This window comes from Enterobacter sp. PL1 (assembly GCF_945957325.1).
In the GTDB taxonomy this organism is placed as follows: domain Bacteria; phylum Pseudomonadota; class Gammaproteobacteria; order Enterobacterales; family Enterobacteriaceae; genus Enterobacter; species Enterobacter roggenkampii.
On the sequence record NZ_CAMFKT010000002.1, the window covers coordinates 330,059 to 348,615 of the forward strand.

An 18,557-nucleotide genomic window follows, 5' to 3' on the forward strand; every position below is an offset into this window, starting at 1 on the left:
GATGACCATCATTACGCTTTTTTACGCGAGGTTTTTTTACCGCCGCTGGCGGCGCGTTCGGCCTTGATTTTTTCCAGCAGGGCGGCGGCGCTGTTTTCACCGCTGATGAGATCAGGGTTTTCAGCACGCCACTGGGCGGTCAGCTCGCCGCGGAAGGCTTTTGCCAGGATAGACTGGGTGAGATTGTTGACGCGGGTCAGGGCGCTGTTGACCTGTTTTTCAATGGTGTCGGCGTAGGCGAAGAGTTGCTCGACGCGGCGGACGATTTCGTGTTGTTCTGGGAGTGGTGGTAAAGGATACATTAATGATTCGACATCAGCTACCCGAAGGTGCTTAACTCCAGTACCTATTGCCTGAGACAACATTCTCGCCTGAAAACTAATTGATAGAATATTCAGCAAAACATATTTATTGCTGAGATAGCTCTGCATGGGGCGAAGTAGCATCATTCTTTGTCCCATGCAGAGACGTGTATTCTCAGGTACAATTCCAGCCTCTCCCATAGGAGCTTCTCGTGTGAAAATTATATCACCACTTCTTGGGGGGCATCGTTTTGACCAAAAATTATAGGTGTCTTCATTGACATATTTAGTATTTTTTAATGAAATAATACCGTTACGAATATCAGGTGTCCTGATAAGATAAATACCTTTCTCTGTATATGGTGCTGTTTTGTTATGACAGTCAACCACTTTTTCCATCGATTGTAAGAAAGTAGTCCATTTCCATCCAACTGGAAGAATAACATCAGGAATATTAAAATGATGGGCGTCAATCTTTGCAAGATATCGCTTAGACTCTGTAGCTAGAGAGTCTGCGCCACTGGTAAGATTTTTTTTTCTTGTTTTACTTATGGTAACGAGAAGTTCTTCCGCTGATTTTTCACTAATGCTCGCATCTCTCCAGTTTTCCGTTAATCTACCACTGACAGCTTCTTCAAGCACCGCCTGACGAAAACGTTTCAGGATTTGTGGGATTTGCTCAAGACGTGCTTTGGTGCTGTCTACCTGCGCCAGTAGCGTATCGAGTTTTTCGGCGATGATTTTTTGTTCAGTAAATGACGGGATTGGTATATTTATTAAATCAAAGCTTGCTGGTTTAATATTATTAATATTTGCGCCAGCAGAAAGTGATGAAATTTTGTTCCGATAAAAGGAAGATTTTGTGAAATGAGCAATAAAACTCGGGGATATGTGTTTCTCAGGACGCAATGCCCCGCAAAATGCGCCGAAACTACATTCAAATGGCAGGCGCTGATGTGCGGATTTACCGACTACAGATTTACTCCCTGAAGACATCGCAATTACAATATCTTCAGGAGATATTTTTTGACTTTCTTTAACAAGATTTTTAGGCACAAAAACTAAGTCTGTAGTATCAAACTTGCCATTTTGAATATTGTTTGCACGTATAAGAGGCAAATAATCATCTTGTAGATAATTGAGTGCCTGCTCTTTTTTATATGTGACCCCTCGGATTAGGGTTGTGACTGTCGATACTGGAGCGGTAGCCCACCCCTCCGGCAATTTCCCCCCACTCATGCCTTCACCTCACCAAACGCTTCTTCCAGCAACTGGCGCTGCACATCCGCTTCATCGCCCGCACCCAGCTCGCGCATCAGCGCATCCAGCTCGCCCAGCGCCTGCACCAGCTCACCCATCGCTTCTGCGGCTAACACGTCCGGTTCCGGCAGGCTGTCGGCGTCAATGCTGTCCTTATCCTTCAGCCAGGAGATATCCAGCGAATCGGATTTCGCGCTGCGGATCCACTCGCGGCTGAACTTGCGCCAGCGGCTGGTGGCAAGGTGCTGGTCGGTGTTCTTGTTCTCTTCGCTGTCGGCAAGTTCCGTCTCTTCGGCGTTAAAGCTCCACTCGCCTTCGGTACGCGGGCTTAAGCCGTGCGGATCTTCGCCGTAGACATTTTCAAACGGCAGCAGATGCTGTTCGGTAAACGGCGTGCGCTTGCCAAAGCTCGGCATATTGGTACGCAGATCATACACCCACACGTCGTCGGTGCAGTTTTTATCCTGATTCGGATTGGCCACCGTGCCTTTGGTAAAGAACAGCACGTTGGTTTTGACGCCCTGGGCGTAAAAGATGCCGGTCGGCAGACGCAGGATGGTGTGCAGATGACATTTATCCATCAGATCGCGACGAATATCCGTACCCTTACCGCCTTCAAACAGCACGTTATCCGGCACCACCACCGCCGCGCGGCCGCCGGGGCGCAGGGTTTCGATAATATGCTGCATAAAACACAGCTGTTTGTTGCTGGTCGGGTGCACGAAGGTACGAGTGATGTTGGTGCCCGCGGCGCTGCCAAACGGCGGGTTGGTGGCGACGATATCGGCCTGCGGTAAATTCTCGCCGTCGCTGCCCAGCGTGTTGCCCAGACGGATGGCGCCGCCGTGGTCGAGGTTACCTTCAATATCGTGCAGCAGACAGTTCATCAGCGCCAGACGACGGGTGCCGGGCACCAGTTCGAGGCCGATAAACGCGCGGTGGATCTGGAAATCCTGGGTGTCGCCATCAAGATCATCCAGATCGTGGGTCTGTGACTTCACGTAGCGGTCGGCTTCAATCAGGAAGCCTGCGGTCCCGGCGGCCGGATCCTGCACCACTTCACGCGGCTGCGGCTTCAGCAGATGGATAATGGTTTTGATCAGCGGACGCGGAGTAAAATACTGGCCTGCGCCGGATTTGGTTTCGTTAGCGTTCTTCTGCAGCAGCCCTTCATACATATCGCCGAAGTCATCGCGGGACTTCCCGTGGTTGCCGTTGTACCAGTCCAGCGCGTCCATATAGCTGACCAGCTCAGTCAGCTGTTTGGGTTGCTCAATGGTGGTACTGACATTATGGAACACCGCCTGCACCAGCTTTTTCTCATCAGCGCCTAACTGGACCAGCAGGTTACGGTAGAACTGCATCTGATCCTGGCCAATGCGCGACTTCAGATCATCCCAGCGGTAGCCTTCCGGCAGGTAGTCCGCTTCTTGGCCGGTCTCTTTACACATTTTCAAAAACAGCAGCGAGGCAAGTTCATTCACGTAGTTTTGATAGGAGACGCCGCCGTCGCGCAGGTTGTCGCACAGTTTCCACAGTTTGGCGACCAGATCGTTATTGTTCATTGAAGATCCCATTTGACATGGCGACCACCATTGTGGGTCGCAAAAGTGATTGAGCGTTTCGGATGCCTGATGGCGCTTCGCTTATCGGGCCTACACGTAACCCTGTAGGCCCGATAAGGCATCGCCGCCATCCGGCGAAAACGGGGATGATACCCTTTTAAGCCAGTTCGTCCCAGATGTAATCGCTGAACTTATCCAACACGCTGTCCAGGTTGTCGTCAAAGGTGCGTTGTAACATTGGCTTACCGCCGCGGCGGTGGAAATTGCCGGTTTTGAAAACATCGTCGTCGAGCACCACCTTCTCTTTTAGCGCCTGCGCTAAACGGTCGAGCCAGCTTAGCTGTTCATCGCTCCAGTCGTTCTCGGCCTTGATACGCGTCAGCGCGTGATCGACACGCTCGTCGAACGGTTTGAGCGCATCGCCCACCGCCGCACGGCGGATGTGGCCGATCAGCCGGGCGGCGATATCCTGATTGCGCGTCGCTTTCCACGCGCTGCGCAGGGATGACTCTTCAAAATGCTGGCGGTCAAACCACTCCTGCAATTCCACCAGCCCTTTACGGGTGAGGTCGCGCGGGCGATTAATCACCGCCTGCAGCGCGGGCTGGGTGTTCGGGGAGCGTTGCACCAGCTCATCAAACGCTTCGAGGAAATCCTGCGGCGTGTCGTAATCGCCATACAGCGATTTGACGCTCACCACCTCATCGTCAATATCGAGGAAAATGGGGGCCTCGCGCAGTGCGTTGATATCGGTTTTCAGCCTTTCGAGGCGCGCGATAAAACTGGGAAGCTTATTGAAAATCTCGGCGCTCCAGTGCGGTCCTTTTTCCCGCAGGCGTGAGGCCAGACCGCCAAAGTTGGCGCCCGCGGCATCCAGGCACAGCTCGTCCAGACGGCGAACCTGCTTATCCACCGCTTCGCTGCGATCGCGGTTATAAATGGCGAGGCCGATGATTCTCTGCAGCTTAGCGACCAACTGTTCATGGCTGTGCTCGGCAAAACTGCGGCCATCCGCTTCAATGGTTTTGTAGGTTTCTGAGTCGGTAATTTCATTGACCAGCGTTTGCAGTTCCACCTGTGGACGCACAACCACCGGGCGCATGGTATCGACGCTTTCCAGCGAGCTGTAGATATCAACACAGTCGAAAATCTTAAAGCTGGTTTTCCCCACCGACGGGCACAGACGCGTGGCACGGCCCTTCATCTGCTCGTAGAGAATGCGGCTTTTGACTTTGCGCAGGAACACAATATTACAGATTGACGGGATATCCACGCCGGTGGTCAACAGATCGACGGTAACCACAATATTAGGTAGCCGCTCTTTGTTGAAGCGGACGATCATGCTTTGCACTTTCTTCGCGTCTTTATCGGCATCACCGGTGATCTTGATAATCGCGTCGTGCTCCAGCTGCGGATACTTTTTCTTAAACGCGGTGCGCAGCTCGTCAACCACCATGTCGGCATGGGCGTTGGTGACGCAGAACACCAGCGTTTTTTGTTGCCCGGTGGGATCCAGGTATTTGGTGAGCTCACCGCATACCGCACGGTTAAACGCCGGGATCACCAGGCCGCGGTTAAAATCGGCAACCTCAAAATCCTGATCGTCAGCCAGCGTGTCGTTGATCAGCTCGCCCTGTGGGTTCAGGCGTTCCACCTGTTCACCCTCGGAAAGATAGACCCCATCCTGCGCATTGCGGGTAACGATCTGAATAGGCGGATCCTGATCGATCAGGTAGCCGTCGATCACCGCCGTACGGTAGGTGTAGCGGTAAACCGGCTCGCCGAAAATATCGACCGTGTGCAGCGCTGGCGTGGCGGTCAGGGCAATTTTTACCGCATCGAAGTGATCGAGAATGCGACGGTAGGCGGAAACGTAATCCAGCTGGCTGCGAAACTGCAGCTCGCCTTCGGTCTGCTCTTTATCGAGAATGTAACCGCGGTGTGCTTCATCGACGACAATACAGTCGTAACGGCCGACCGGCATCGGTTCATCTGATTGCAACGTGCGTTTAACCAGCGACTGAACCGTGGCGACGTGAATTTTGGTGCTGTCTTCCGGGAATTTATCAGTCAATCCTTTGATATCGAAAATGCTGTTAAAAGTGTCGCCGTTAATCCGTGTATCTTCAAACGATCCCAGCGCCTGCTCGCCGAGCGAGCGACGATCAACCAAGAACAAGACGCGTTTGAAACGCTGCGACTGGATCAGGCGGAACATCAGGGCGATGGCGGTACGGGTTTTACCGGTACCGGTCGCCATTGCCAGCAGGATCTCTTGTTGGCCGTTAACAATGGCCTTCTCTACCGCGCGAACGGCATCCTCCTGGTAATAACGCAGACCCAGTTCGCTCATTCCGGGGTTATCGGCAAACCACTGATTCTGTTTTTGCGGGTCGCTGCCCAGCATATCCAGCAGCTCTTCCGGGCGATGCCATTCCGGCAGCGCTTTCGACATATTGGTGGTGTGGCGGACGTCGCGATACCAGATACCGCTTTTGGTCTTCATTGCCGCGCGGTATTCACGCCCGTTGGTGGAGTAGCAAAAGGGGATTTTAAAACGCTGTGTGCCGCTGGTATCTTGCCAGCTGATTTCGTAAACCGGTAGGGCTTCGTGTATATCGTCGGGGGTAAATTGCTCCAGAAGCGTATCGCGCAAAAACGCATTATCGAAATATTTACTGTATCGATAAGCCTCATTCAGCTTGCCGGGAACATCAATATTTTTACGTTTTGCTTCGACAACGGCGATGGGCTTGAGGCCAACGAACAGAACATAATCCGCAAATCCTTGCTTACCCGTTTCATCTACGCCCGTAGGCCATTCGGCAATCGCTTTATTAATACCCGGTTCCGGGCGAGCACCTTTGGCAAAGCGCAGCATTTTACTATCCGCCTGCCAACCCGCTTTACGTAACTGAGCGTCAATCAGGAAGCGACTCTCCTCTTCACTGAGATTCAGTGTACGCTTGACGGCCTGGTCGGTAATTTCTTTATGGTAGGCTTTTCTTTCCTGTTCTGTGAGCTTAGCCAGCTTCGCATTTTTCTCAGCTAACTGCGCTTCCAGTGCTGAGAAACGAGCCAATGTCTGTGCTTCAGTTTCCTGCTGCTTACCTTCAAGAATGGCAATATAGCCGTTCAGAGCAATCAGTTTCTGCTGCTGTGCTTCGAGTTCAGCCTGACTGAGTACTTTCTCACGTGATTGCTCTTCTAGCTTTTGTTTTAACGTCAATACTTCCTGACGGTAAAGATTTTCTCCGCGCTCCGGTAAAACAAAAACAGGCACAGGGAAGTCATAATCTTTCGTAACCAAACGGTAGTACCAGACGCCCAGCCGAAAACCTAGCCGTAAGCACATCTGAGCATCATCAAGATCGTTATGGTATTCGTGGACAGCCTGGTTACCAATACGACGTAATTTATGGAACACGGAAAGAATGCTGTCGTCAACGAAGGCAATTTTTCCAAGCTCACGCAGGAGTTCGTGCTGATTTTCACAGGGAGGAATATCCAGCAGCAGACCAAGATGTTTTGCCGTCGCTTCGCCAAACATACGCATTTTTACCAGCGCAGTATTGGGATCATCCGGGTAGTTATTTTCCGCCGCACATGCAATGGCATAGGTGAAATCGTTCACGCCCTTCAGGAACTCAAAATTGGATTTATTCATCATTGTTATGCAGGCCTGCGCATACATTTTAGGAACATAATTTTTACTTTAACTTTCTGAAGCTTCCCGAGCAATGACCAAAATCACAGCAAGTTAATCAATGATGGAGAAAGTTTGAGGTTCGTTACAGCAGATGTGAGATGTTTAAACCATGCGGGACAGCATACATTCCTTTTCCAGGATAAAGCGGAAAGCGTCAGGCTAAGACAAATAACCTTTCAAAATCACCGGAAAGCTTATACACAAATATGACAATTATCGAATGAGAATATATTCTGTTCTATACTTATAAGAAATTTGATATTGGCTGAATCAGATTGTCTTCCGTTGAAAGGAAAACTTTACGTGTATTTCAGACACAAAAAAAGCCGCCCTTAAGCGACTTTAATTCACATCTTATGGTGCCGAAGGCCGGACTCGAACATCGCAACTATCCTATTGATCTTAAAAGATTAAAATTTACCACATTAGACATGATACCATCATTCATACCATCAGTCCCGATTGGTGATAATCGAACAATCTATGTAGAAACATTAGACCAGCATTATTAGGTTTACATCTAATGAGAAATTATAAACTACAATTAAAAAAGTACAATAATTAATTGACGACCAATTACCTTGAAAAAAAAAAGATGATGAATAATTGTTTCGGCCAACATAATAGTTTTATTAAAAATAGCCACAAAAAACGCCACATAAAATATTTGTTAACTATTAACCAATAACATTCCTCGATATTGAGAAGATAATTCCAAACCTATAAGATTTATGATATAATAGAATTAGGAAATATATACATTTGGAACTAAAATGCAAAAGAATCTTCCAGAAGAATCACTACTTGAGAAACTAACAAAAGAAGAACTTCTTAAGCTAGTTAAAGAGATGCATGAAGATAAAAAAATGCACGCTATTTTCTCTACGGACGCAGATTTGTATGCTAATGATGCAACTCTAATGTGGCAGGGTCGGAACAGATTCTTGGCTGAAACAGTAACACCAGTCACGATAAAAAGCGATGCGAAAAAGAGTTTCCCTGAAAAGGTCGGGGGAAATCATCGCATCATTGATGGTGATAATTTAGCTGTGATGCGCTCATTAATTAATGAATTCCGTGGCGGTCCGAACACTGGATTCGATGTGGTATACATGGACCCACCATATAACACAGGAAGTGATGCATTTATTTATAATGATAATTATAGGTTTTCAAAGGCAGAAGTAGATAAATTAAAAGATGCTATTGGAAGAGTTGAAAAGGGTGTTTCACTTGATGACCCATCCCGACATACTAAGTGGATAAATCATATTGCTCCTCGTCTTTGGGCAGCAAGAAAATTACTAAAGCATACTGGTGTGTTAATAATTTCTATCGATGAACATGAATTACCAAGACTGTGGATGCTTCTAGAAGAAATGTATGGTGAAAAAAACCGTATTGCCACACTTATTTGGGAAAGATCGAGGAAAAATGACGCAAATTATATTTCTGAAGGTCATGAGTATCTATTAGTTTGGGCCCGTGACAAATCTGCTCTCGATTCAAAAATGAAAGAACTTGCTAAGAATAAGAAATGGGAGAGATACAAAGGTAAATGGAGAAAGCCTAAAGAAGGTGCAGAAGATATACTAACAGCATACTCTGATGCTAAAAAAATATTTTTGGATGATATTCCTAAAATCCAAAAATATATGAATGATTTTTTCAAAAATCTGCCAGAAGACCATCCTGCAAAGAAAATTCGTTATCGGAAAGTAGACAAAAATGGCGTCTATAATGACGACGGTAATCTAAACTGGCCAGGCGGTGGTGGTCCTAGATATGATGTATTACACCCAATTACACATAAACCATGTAAAGTCCCAGCATCTGGCTGGAGGATTGCTAATCCTGAGGTAATGCAAGCTTTAATTGATGCCGATAAGATTGCTTTCAAAAGCGATCATAATGGTATTCCGAGAATGAAAACCTATTTACATGAAATGGAATCAGAAGTCGCAACTTCGGTGATTAGAAGAATGGGTCAAAGAGCGGTAGAAACCGTAACAAATATTCTTGGAAAAAACTCATTCGATAATCCCAAAGATCATGAAATGTTGGCAGAACTCTTCAACCTTGTTACTTGGAGAGATCCCAATGCAATTATTTTCGATCCTTATGCTGGAAGTGGAACTACTGGTCATGCTGTTTTGACTATGAACTCTGAGGATAATGGCCAGAGAAAATTTATTTTAGTAGAAAATGGTGATCCTTCTAATAAAAAAATCAACCGCGATCACTATGTGAATAATATAACGGCTGAACGAATTAGAAGAGTCCTTTCCGGTAATTGGGCTGACAAATCCCAGCATCCAAAAATCAATGAAGGATTCAATTTCTATGAAGCTAAAAAGACTGTCAGCAAAACAGTCATCATGGAATCTAATAGAGAAAATTTGGCTGATATTATTTTACAGGTTGTTGAAGATGATTCTAACCGTTTAGATTGTCGCATGGATGGCTATAAATATCTAATTGGAAAGACAAAACTTGGCTTTGGAATTGCGTTGGTGTGGGAAGCAGGCAAAGCCAATGGACATCAGCCCTTAACAAGAGAAATCCGTTCAGTAATTATGGATGAGGCTAAGAAAGCGAATGTGAACAGACCTGTTTATATTTATGCTGTAGCCAATGTATCTCCGTTGAATGATCAGCTTTACCGCTTCCAGCAGATTCCTGATTCAATTCTGGCGAGATTAAATTTACTGGAAGAAGAGTAATCATTTTGAAACTAACAATAGACACACTCAAACCATTTCAAATTAAAGCAGCAAGTGAAATTGCTGAGATGATTGCAACTTACCCTAACCCTCCTTACAAAAGGAGGTTTGATCCCGAAACCGGTATGTCGCTTCCCTTCCTTTGCAGGCTAAAAGCTATTACGGGGAGTGGTAAAACGCCAATACTTTCACTCGCATGTAACAAAATCGGTGATGGTATTATCCTTTGGACAACAAACAGAGGAGCAGTCATCTCACAAACAAAAAATAATCTTAGTGTCGGAGGAAAATACTCCAATTTACTTCCTGACGATGTAAATATCCTGAATTTAAATGAGATTACGGAAACTGATTGGATCGATATTTGTCGTGCCAAAAAAGGCTTAACAATTATCCTTGCTACTGTTGCTTTATTTAATAGAGATGGAGATGCTTTGAATGTTCATAAAGACAGAGATGGCATTAGTCATTGGGATGTTCTTTCAGGAAAGGGACCAGAAGGTAGAAACCGCCAACTTTATGTAGTCTACGATGAGGCTCATGGTGGTACAAAAGCTCAGTTCTCAAGATTGAAAGAACTCAATCCTCGTGCATTTATTTTAGCATCTTCCTCCGAAATGTCAGGCGATCTCATTGATCTTTTGCCTGGAAACAATGTGGATGAAAAATCTTTATCTTTAAAAACTCAAACAGTAGTAGTTTCGACACCATTAGTTGTAAAAGAAGGGCTATTAAAGACCCGTCTTTATCTAGTCGATTGTAACACTTCTCGATTAGATGCATTAACCGAAGCTAATACTAAATGGCAAGAACTTAGCACTAAAATGAGTAGCTTTAATACTTGGCCTGTAATTTGTTGCATTGTAAATTCAACATTAGCAGGCTTAGAAGTTTGGGAATCATTGGTCACTCAGTTAAAAGTTGATCCAAAAAGAATTGCAGTTCATTTAGCAAATGTAAATTCCAATTTAGCCAATGTTAATCCTAATGCACCGTGGAACTTATTAGTCGATACTCATAAAGCTAAGAAAAGCCCTGAAGATTTACATGATGAAGGTTATTCACATATCATCTGGAACTTATCATTAAGAGAAGGTTGGGATGAACCATGGGCGTATGTAGCTTACCTTGATGGGTTAGGTAAATCTACTACTGATATCTCACAAAAAATTGGTCGTTTTTTGAGACAACCTAATGCTACTCCTTTTGATGATGGAGACTTAAATTCAGCATACTTTTATTTTAATGTTCCTGATAAAGATTTTTCAGAACTTGTTAAAACTACACAAAATGACCTAAGTGATTCAGGCTATGAAATAGTCTCAATAGAAAGTAATAGTCCGAGACCACAAACGTCGAGAGAAGTGCCTGTTAAAAAGGAAGTGTTTGTTTCTAAAGTCGCAGAAACTTTCGGTGAAGACCTTGAAATACTAGACCAAATACTACTTTCAAATGTGCCTCTTTTTTCTGATGAGAGCCTTCGTTCAAAAGGAAAAATGCATACAAGAGTTTTAGATTTAGCTAACAGTTGTGAAGATTTGGATCTTAATAAAGAAGAAACAAAGGATGACAATGCTGATATTTCTGTGTGGGAATATTTAGTCTCACGATTAGGAACTTATGATAACCGTATAGCCCGAAAATCAGGGACATGTTTTACTCCTTTTGTAAAAAATGATCCTAAGATGAAACAGCGAATGCAATTTGGCTCAGATGCAATGTTGCAAATCAACAATAATTTATCAAATATTATTCGTCTGCTTAATAATGAGTTTCATCTCGAATATGAATACGATGACATATATGCGGTAAAATCATTTAATTTAGTTTCACCAGACTATCAATATGAAGACTTAAATAAAAGAAACAGATACAAAGTTAACTCCTTTAAAAATGCCTTGCATTCAGAATATAATGGCCTGAATAAATTTGAGTTAGAAATTGCAGAATCTATTGATTCATTAGGAGTTGATTGGTGCAGAAACCCATCAAAAACAGGTTATAACATTCCTATTCCTGAAATTGGTCAAGGGACTTCTAATTTCTTTCCTGATTTTTTATTATGGGGTAAAAACCAAGTATGGGCTTTAGATCCAAAAGGTTCACATTTAATTAATGATGCGATTTTTCTAAAGCTTATGGCTGTATCAGATATCAATGATAAAAGATTGAGATTGAAGGTTGGATTTGTATTAGAAGGCGAATATATGCTTGGTATCAATAATCGGCCCCAACTTCAGAGTAAAAATGGTTGTACTTTAATTTATAAAAAGAACTCATCTATCAGAGCTAAATCATACCCGACGTCAAAAGAACTAGTTAAAGATTTGCTTGTTTTATAGTGAAATTAAAATTGTGTTAGATGACAAGTTTAGGCAATTCATCTAACACTTTTTTTTTCAAAAGTATAAATTTCTGTTATGCCGTGTATTTAAAATTATGAACACATAGCTTTATCATATTTTTTAATAATTATGCTGAGGAAAAAGATGGAATATACATTCAATATTTTTGAAAAAACCGATGAAAAAAATCGTAACCATTATTTTGTTTTCGATTCATTTAATACTTGCCTTGGATATTTCAATAACATCGATTTAGCATATGGTTTGATAAATATCTATTTAAGGTATCTAGAAGAAATTTATGAAGACAGTTCACACTTTAAGCTTGAACAACAAATAGTACAAGTTTCAGATGAAATTAAAAAGCAAAATAATAAAGAACTTGACGAATTAGTATGTATTGAGGAAATAACCACATCTCTGCTTTACATAGAAGAAAATAAGGAAAAAGAATTTCTATTTACTGAAAAATATAAATTATTCTCTACTATGCCTACTTTACTAAATAAAAATTTTACAGTTATATTCGATAATGAAGATATCAAGATATTGCACAAGCAATTTCTTTCTACATTGATTGAAAGGAAATATGCTAAAGGTAGTACTGTTGAAACTTTGAAAAATGCTCTTTCTGATAAATTTGAAGAAAAGGAACTTGCTAATTATTTCCCATTTCTAATTCAAGAAAATGAAGTAGATGATGAATCAATCAAATTGATAAAACCATCAAAACTAAGTTCATAATTTTTATTTATAATTACTATTGACTTCTCCTTTTTTTGTTTTATTAATTTATAAAAAAGGAGATTTCAATAGTGGCCGCACATTACGATTCAATACAATCCGTTTTCTCAGAGTTGATTAGACAATATAGCAACCCAAGTAATAAAAATGAAAAAGGACAAAATCTTATATTTAAAGATTACACATGGAATATGAGTGACTTAGAATCATTAACAAAAAACGGATTCAATATAAATAGCACTGATAACTTTGGTAAAACCCCTATTTTTTATTGTAAGGATAAAATTCAATTCAGATTACTTATACTTTTTGGGGCTAATATTAATCATGTGGATAACGAGGGGAAGAACCTATTGTTTTATGTTAATGAGCCTGAAAATGTTGAGTTGATGTTGAAGTTAGATATAAATAAAAATTTAACTGATATCAAAAATCATTGTTTTTTATCTCATGAGTTGTTTCATACGATACCAGATGTATTTTCATCACAGCTAAAATCTACTGAAAAAACAAATATAGAAATTTTCCAAGTGTTCACCAACACGCATAATTGCTTAAAACTACTTAATGAAAAAGAAATCAAATTTTTTCTTTCCAAGAAAGTTCATATCAATTTTGATCCTCTTTCAAATCCAGTACCATTTCAAAAAACTCTTGGCTTACTGAAAGAAATAGAAGCATCCCCAGATACAAAGTTTACATTCTACTCTGATGAAAATAAAATATGTAATTTATACACACTTCATCAATTAGAGAAGAAGATAAGCAAGAGCTAATTTATAGAAGCGGTTGCACCGTTCTATAAAGCTCTTGCTTTTCTTGCTTCCTTTCAGTCAGACAATAAAAGAAAATCAAAACAATCAAGCCTATAGATTGACAAAAAACTCATTCATTATATAAGTGATATATAAAGCATATGGATTATGCTTACCAATTAATATCATATAAAATGGAGTTTATATGCATAAGATAAATTATACAGATGATATAGATCTATCCAAAATTTCCCGCCGTGGTAGTTTTGATAAAAGTAAATTACCTTCAGAATCAGTAAGAAGCTATTGTGTCAGTGTCCGTTTGAATGTTGAAGAACTGCAACTCCTGAATATTAAGCGAGGCTCTTATAAAAAGGGAGAGTGGCTTCGAATGGCTTCCCTTCAAAGGTTACCTCCGGCTATACCAGCGATTAATACCAAAGCCTGGAAAGCTTTAACTGAAATATCACAAAAACTAAATCGCATTGCGGCCCACATAGATGGTAAGAGTAAAGATAGTCACCTTACTCATACAGAGCTTTTCGCTGTGAAGCGACAACTGGAAGAGCTTCGCACGAATCTTTTAAGTGACAGTATATGGAGCCTCCCGAATGAAGGGTATGCGAAAAATTCGCAGGGGTAAGAACTTTGCTGGTGTGGTCCAATATGCATTGAAGCCAGGTTCACATCATAAAAGTGATCCAATCGTTATTGGCGGGAACATGTTAAGTGGCTTTGCTCTTGAACTGATTTCCGAATTCAATGGCACAAAACAGCTTCGGCCAGATGTTCAGAAACCGGTTTGGCACAACTCGCTTCGCTTACCCAACGGTGAATCACTAACGAATGAACAGTGGTCGAGTATCGCAGATGACTATATGGAACGAATGGGGTTCAGTGATACCCATCTCCGTTGCTATGTCTTACATGACGACGACGGTCAGCACATACACATTATCGCCAGCAGAATCGACATGGCCGATGGGAAGCTTTACTTAGGTAGGAATGAAAACCTCATCAGCACCCGGATTATCAGTGAAATTGAAATCGATCATAACCTGACAGTTACCAAGACTGCTCCTGCGATTGCACCAAAGCAACCGAAGCGAAAAAGAATCTCTCGCAACGAACAAATGCTATCGGCCCGGACTGGTGTTCCCTCCCCTAAGGAAGCTCTCCAGCAGATACTTGATAAAAGTTTATCTGATAAGCCGGACCTTCTAACTTTCACAAAACGACTGGAAGAAGCAGAAGTCGGCTGGACGGCGAATGTCGCTTCAACCGGGAAAATGAACGGGTTCTCATTCTCTTACCGCGATATAGCTTTCAAGGCTTCGCAGTTAGGTAAGGGTTACTCTTGGGCTAATCTTCAAAAGCAACTTAACTACAATCCTGACCACTTAGAAGCTATACGAGCGACCAAGAAGGCTATCCCTGCTCCTGCTCCTGCTCCTGCTCCTGCTCCTGCTCCTGCTCCTGCTCCTGCTCCTGCAATAGTTTTGAAAACCGCTGAGAGAAAGGAAAGTATCGGTAAAAAAATTGCAGAACTGGAACTACGGCTCAGAGAAGACAAACGGAACGAAATCGTAGAAAAGATCCTTCAAAAGAATGCAGCCAAACAGCAAAAGCATCTCAGGCTCACCGGCTGGATTCCCTTTTTACAACGGCTCATAGAGCTTCTCAGAAAATATGGAAAGAGCATCCTCCACAAGGTTCCTACAAACTTCTCAGAAGTCTATTCAACACATCATCTGAAACCTACAAGAAAAATTCGTTTATAGACAGCTAGTTGTAAACACCTTTCGTAACCTAACTCAATTGCTTAGTAATAAATTTGTGTTTAGTCAAGAAAATATTGATCGTTATTACAGATCGATAATCTAGCTATGATAGACAATAACTATCAAGTAACAATCATCGATCGGTACAAGCAATTTTACTAAAGCGAGTCGGTCATCGAGAATCCCTACAAACAGCAGTAAATCTTCCACCCTGGGGTTGCTATGAAAAACGAAACAATTAAGTGCCCGTTCTGCTTTCAGGAGAGTCCGTTTGGTGTCCGTGTCTGCACTGGCTGTCATTCAACTATTAGATATGGAGCCGTTTCAGCCTGGTTAGCTTTACTAATAGGAATTGTGCTGTTAGCGATTGCTTTTCTTATATTCGCTATCAGTCAAAATTTTATATTAACTGTCGTTATCTATTTTGCGTCAGCAATTTCTTTAAGATTTTTTTTACGTAAGAAATTTGCACACAGAGCCGTTTTCACACATAAAAGCTAACCCTGTCCAAATATAATAAGGAAGATAAAATGAATAAATTTATTGTTACATCATTTTTTATTGCAATATTTTCAATTTCTGGCTGTTCTACATCCGGCAACCAAAAAATCAAAAATGAAACGGCACAGAGTCTACAATCAAAAATAATTAAAAACAAAACAACTAAGGCAGAGCTAGTTGCTCAACTTGGTGAGCCTGATACCAGAACGACTCTTGACGATGGCAACGAGCAATGGAGATATTTCATGTATAACAATCAGTTCAATGCCTCGACTTTTATCCCTGTTGTTGGTTTGCTAACTGGCGGTTCCCAGACTCAGTCTAAAACTCTCGAAATCGACTTCAATGGAGAAACCGTAAGCAAATGGACATTCTCTACTGATAATAACAATACAAAATCTGGCATTCTTAATTAATCGTTTCCTGGACAAGAAAATGAAAACATACTCAATTCTCGCAGTTATCCTTTCTACTTTTCTATTAACAGCCTGTAATTCAGAACCTTCTGAAAAAGATATATTTAATGTTTTTAAAAGTGTTGTAGACAGGTCAAATGCAAGTATGAAAGCTCTGAACTCAAGTATTCCCGAAAAAGATCTTTTAAGAATCGATTATGTGAAGAAAGTAAGTTGCACAGAAGAAGCAAACAATGTTTATAACTGCATTGTCGATGCCTCGATTAGCAATATGAAACAGACAAAGCCTGTTAAGCTTGTGAAAGCTGATGGTATCTGGAAAGAAATACAACAATAGAAAGCCATATTGCTTTAAAGCCCCTAATAGTAGGGGCTTTTATTTGAATATTCATTAAATATTTAGCTGTTTATTATAATTGTTACAGAAACCTTGTGCATCTTCAAGTGTAGTGTATTGAGTCGCTTCTGGACCATCATAAACATCATTAGTCCCTTCATAGTAGATAAAAATGACTTTTTTACCTTCGACTTCTTTTATCTCTGCGGTAAGTCTTTTTTGAGAGGTTTTAAAATCACCTGTTGGGAGTGGTGATTTTGAGAAGGGATTTTTTCCATAAGCCATGAGGTTGTTCTCTTATAAACCAAATGAGCTATAAGTATGATGCTATCCGTTGGGAAAATCAAACAAAAATTAGATTACTTAACAATATACAATTCTGGTTTCATTAATCGAAGTCTTTCAATCATTTCCTTAATATCAAAGAGAGTAATGTCCTTGCTATTCGCTCTGACACTAACTAATCTTATAGCTCTTTTTTGTTTGTCCAGATACTCTAAAAATTTGATGTAATCATTTCGTTTTTTCATATAGTATATTTTCATGTTAATATTCTCTTGCTCTGTTCGATACCATGCCTGCTCTTCATCCCAGAGAGTAATGTCCTCAATATTCATATAGCGGGGATAATGCACCTGAAAGCCATTTCCCAGAAGTATTTCAATACCTCGTTTCATTTTATCAATGTGGGATAAATGTATATCCCTGATATGAATGTCAGTAGACTTTATTTTGCCCCTGTGCTTCATAAATATTTCAGGATGTCCAAAATAACCCATTCCCGATAAAACATGCTCACCTTCAAAATTTAAAAGATCTGGATTAATACCTGCTTCAAACAATCGATCTATTATTTCAATTTCATAATCATAATAACCCGATTTCCACAGTGCGGTTTTACCAACGAAATTTCGGTGGTTGATATCAACACCATTTTTAATCAACCAGTTCACTTCATCAACGCTTGTAGCTTCAAATAAAAGAGTCTGGTCAAGCATCCCCCTATGTGTAGAAAGTGGTAAAACCTCTGGCTCTAACTCTAACCATTCTGTTCTTATCATAATTAATCCTGCAAAAATATTATCGTTTTCTTTTATTTAGCGCGAAAAAAGATAATATTCAAATAAATTACAGATTTATATTTATAATAATTAAAGCCGCAAATTTCTAACTTTTACAACTTCGTGAGTAATTTCTTTCTCTATAACTCTCATTTCATACTGAGCTTTAAAAATTGTATAGATTTCTTCTGCTTTTTCTTGATTGTTGTCAATATAGTTCACGAGAGAGTTTAGCTCTCTGATAACAGCCTCCTTATTGTTCAATCGCTGCAACAAAGTACTTGTAAGGCATTTGTATACAGAACTGAACATCGTCATAATGTTGTCTATGTTACGATTAGAGCGAATGTATAGCTGTCTTGGGTAGAAATACTTTAAATGATAGCCAACAAAAAGCAGGTATAGCTGGTATGAGAAACTTTTATCGCCTGGCTGGTATCTTTTTGAGATATACTTATCGACAATAATGATAAGTTGCTCTTCTAGAGTAAACTCTAGATTGATGATGTTTTTGTCCATAAAATGCATCCTTGCATAATGAAATAGTCTTCCTGACCATATGTTTATATTTATCTCATTTATTTAACTTGTCAATAGGTGTAACCTATCAACTATTATTTTTTATTAAATGGTCTATTCAATTGTTCCATAGTGAGACCATGTCTGTAAGCATTATACTGCCAATAGCTAAATTGCTCTTTGTATCTATTGTTCTGTTTTTTCAACATTTCGTTTTCGGCTTTAAGGTTTATTATTTGTTGTGCCGCAATAGTTAAGTTAGCTGGTTTCTTTAGACCAGATTTTTTCAAATTGGACAAACTTTTCTTTATTCTATATGCTTCAACAACTTCATCATGAGCACTTAAAGATTGCCTTGTGATAGTTCTGTTTAGATTCTTATACACTGATTCACATAAATCACTCCATGTGATTTTACCGTCCCAAGTCAGTATAATGTGTTTAATTGCTTTTATTTCACTCCTGTTCAAATGTTTTGCCATAAGTATCTCCTGTTTTAATTATTCAAAAGCTTATTAATTCTTTCCAAATTTTTTTCA

At 41.0% G+C, this 18,557-nt stretch carries 15 protein-coding genes; 8 read left to right on the forward strand and 7 right to left on the reverse strand.

Annotation, left to right across the window (positions count from 1 at the left end; translation table 11 throughout):
* Nucleotides 1–11: 11 nt before the first annotated feature.
* From N6P30_RS03315 to hsdR, 3 genes are all read right to left on the reverse strand, one after another.
* Entirely contained in the window at nucleotides 12–1,541 is a 1,530-nt protein-coding gene (locus N6P30_RS03315; protein ID WP_023293394.1) for a restriction endonuclease subunit S, read from the reverse strand.
* The gene (gene hsdM / locus N6P30_RS03320) at nucleotides 1,538–3,127 is read right to left on the reverse strand and encodes a type I restriction-modification system methyltransferase (RefSeq protein ID WP_023293395.1); all 1,590 of its coding nucleotides are present in this window, start codon (nucleotides 3,125–3,127) and stop codon (nucleotides 1,538–1,540) included. Before hsdM ends, N6P30_RS03315 begins: the two co-directional genes overlap by 4 nt.
* A gap of 157 nt (nucleotides 3,128–3,284) precedes the next feature.
* Complete coding sequence (hsdR, locus tag N6P30_RS03325; RefSeq protein ID WP_023293396.1) at nucleotides 3,285–6,797, reverse strand: type I restriction-modification system endonuclease; 3,513 nt, start codon at nucleotides 6,795–6,797, stop codon at nucleotides 3,285–3,287.
* Nucleotides 6,798–7,609: 812 nt separating this feature from the next.
* Between hsdR and N6P30_RS03330 the strand changes: the two genes are divergently transcribed.
* The 8 genes from N6P30_RS03330 to N6P30_RS03365 all read left to right on the forward strand — a co-directional run bounded on the left by N6P30_RS03330 (nucleotide 7,610) and on the right by N6P30_RS03365 (nucleotide 16,438).
* Nucleotides 7,610–9,559, forward strand: coding sequence for a site-specific DNA-methyltransferase (locus tag N6P30_RS03330; RefSeq protein ID WP_044068041.1), 1,950 nt, complete (start codon nucleotides 7,610–7,612; stop codon nucleotides 9,557–9,559).
* A gap of 5 nt (nucleotides 9,560–9,564) precedes the next feature.
* On the forward strand, nucleotides 9,565–11,901 hold the full coding sequence (locus N6P30_RS03335) for a DEAD/DEAH box helicase family protein (protein WP_139153509.1): 2,337 nt from the start codon (nucleotides 9,565–9,567) through the stop codon (nucleotides 11,899–11,901).
* 147 nt (nucleotides 11,902–12,048) lie between these two features.
* Nucleotides 12,049–12,648, forward strand: a complete 600-nt coding sequence (locus tag N6P30_RS03340) for a hypothetical protein (RefSeq protein ID WP_049001625.1) — start codon at nucleotides 12,049–12,051, stop codon at nucleotides 12,646–12,648.
* Nucleotides 12,649–12,719: 71 nt separating this feature from the next.
* Nucleotides 12,720–13,424 (forward strand): ankyrin repeat domain-containing protein, encoded by a 705-nt coding sequence (locus N6P30_RS03345; RefSeq protein ID WP_049001628.1) that lies wholly within the window; start codon nucleotides 12,720–12,722, stop codon nucleotides 13,422–13,424.
* A 184-nt stretch (nucleotides 13,425–13,608) separates the two neighbouring features.
* Nucleotides 13,609–14,046: a hypothetical protein gene (locus N6P30_RS03350; protein WP_049012890.1), complete on the forward strand. Its 438-nt coding sequence runs from the start codon at nucleotides 13,609–13,611 to the stop codon at nucleotides 14,044–14,046.
* Nucleotides 14,015–15,184: a relaxase/mobilization nuclease domain-containing protein gene (locus tag N6P30_RS03355; protein WP_058845403.1), complete on the forward strand. Its 1,170-nt coding sequence runs from the start codon at nucleotides 14,015–14,017 to the stop codon at nucleotides 15,182–15,184. The genes N6P30_RS03350 and N6P30_RS03355 overlap by 32 nt, the downstream gene beginning before the upstream one ends.
* A gap of 530 nt (nucleotides 15,185–15,714) precedes the next feature.
* Nucleotides 15,715–16,101 carry a hypothetical protein gene (locus N6P30_RS03360; protein WP_001549551.1) on the forward strand — a complete coding sequence of 129 codons (387 nt, stop codon included), beginning with the start codon at nucleotides 15,715–15,717 and terminating at the stop codon, nucleotides 16,099–16,101.
* A gap of 19 nt (nucleotides 16,102–16,120) precedes the next feature.
* Nucleotides 16,121–16,438 carry a hypothetical protein gene (locus tag N6P30_RS03365; protein WP_001549552.1) on the forward strand — a complete coding sequence of 106 codons (318 nt, stop codon included), beginning with the start codon at nucleotides 16,121–16,123 and terminating at the stop codon, nucleotides 16,436–16,438.
* A 54-nt stretch (nucleotides 16,439–16,492) separates the two neighbouring features.
* Here N6P30_RS03365 and N6P30_RS03370 read toward each other — a convergent pair whose 3' ends face one another.
* The 4 genes from N6P30_RS03370 to N6P30_RS03385 form a co-directional block, all read right to left on the reverse strand.
* A complete protein-coding gene (locus N6P30_RS03370; protein WP_001549553.1) occupies nucleotides 16,493–16,723 on the reverse strand; it encodes a hypothetical protein in 231 nt (76 codons plus the stop codon).
* Between the two features lie 74 nt (nucleotides 16,724–16,797).
* Nucleotides 16,798–17,499: an ankyrin repeat domain-containing protein gene (locus tag N6P30_RS03375; protein WP_001549554.1), complete on the reverse strand. Its 702-nt coding sequence runs from the start codon at nucleotides 17,497–17,499 to the stop codon at nucleotides 16,798–16,800.
* A gap of 90 nt (nucleotides 17,500–17,589) precedes the next feature.
* Nucleotides 17,590–18,018 carry a hypothetical protein gene (locus tag N6P30_RS03380; RefSeq protein ID WP_001549555.1) on the reverse strand — a complete coding sequence of 143 codons (429 nt, stop codon included), beginning with the start codon at nucleotides 18,016–18,018 and terminating at the stop codon, nucleotides 17,590–17,592.
* Between the two features lie 95 nt (nucleotides 18,019–18,113).
* Nucleotides 18,114–18,500, reverse strand: a complete 387-nt coding sequence (locus N6P30_RS03385; RefSeq protein WP_001062149.1) for a hypothetical protein — start codon at nucleotides 18,498–18,500, stop codon at nucleotides 18,114–18,116.
* Between the last annotated feature and the right edge of the window lie 57 nt (nucleotides 18,501–18,557).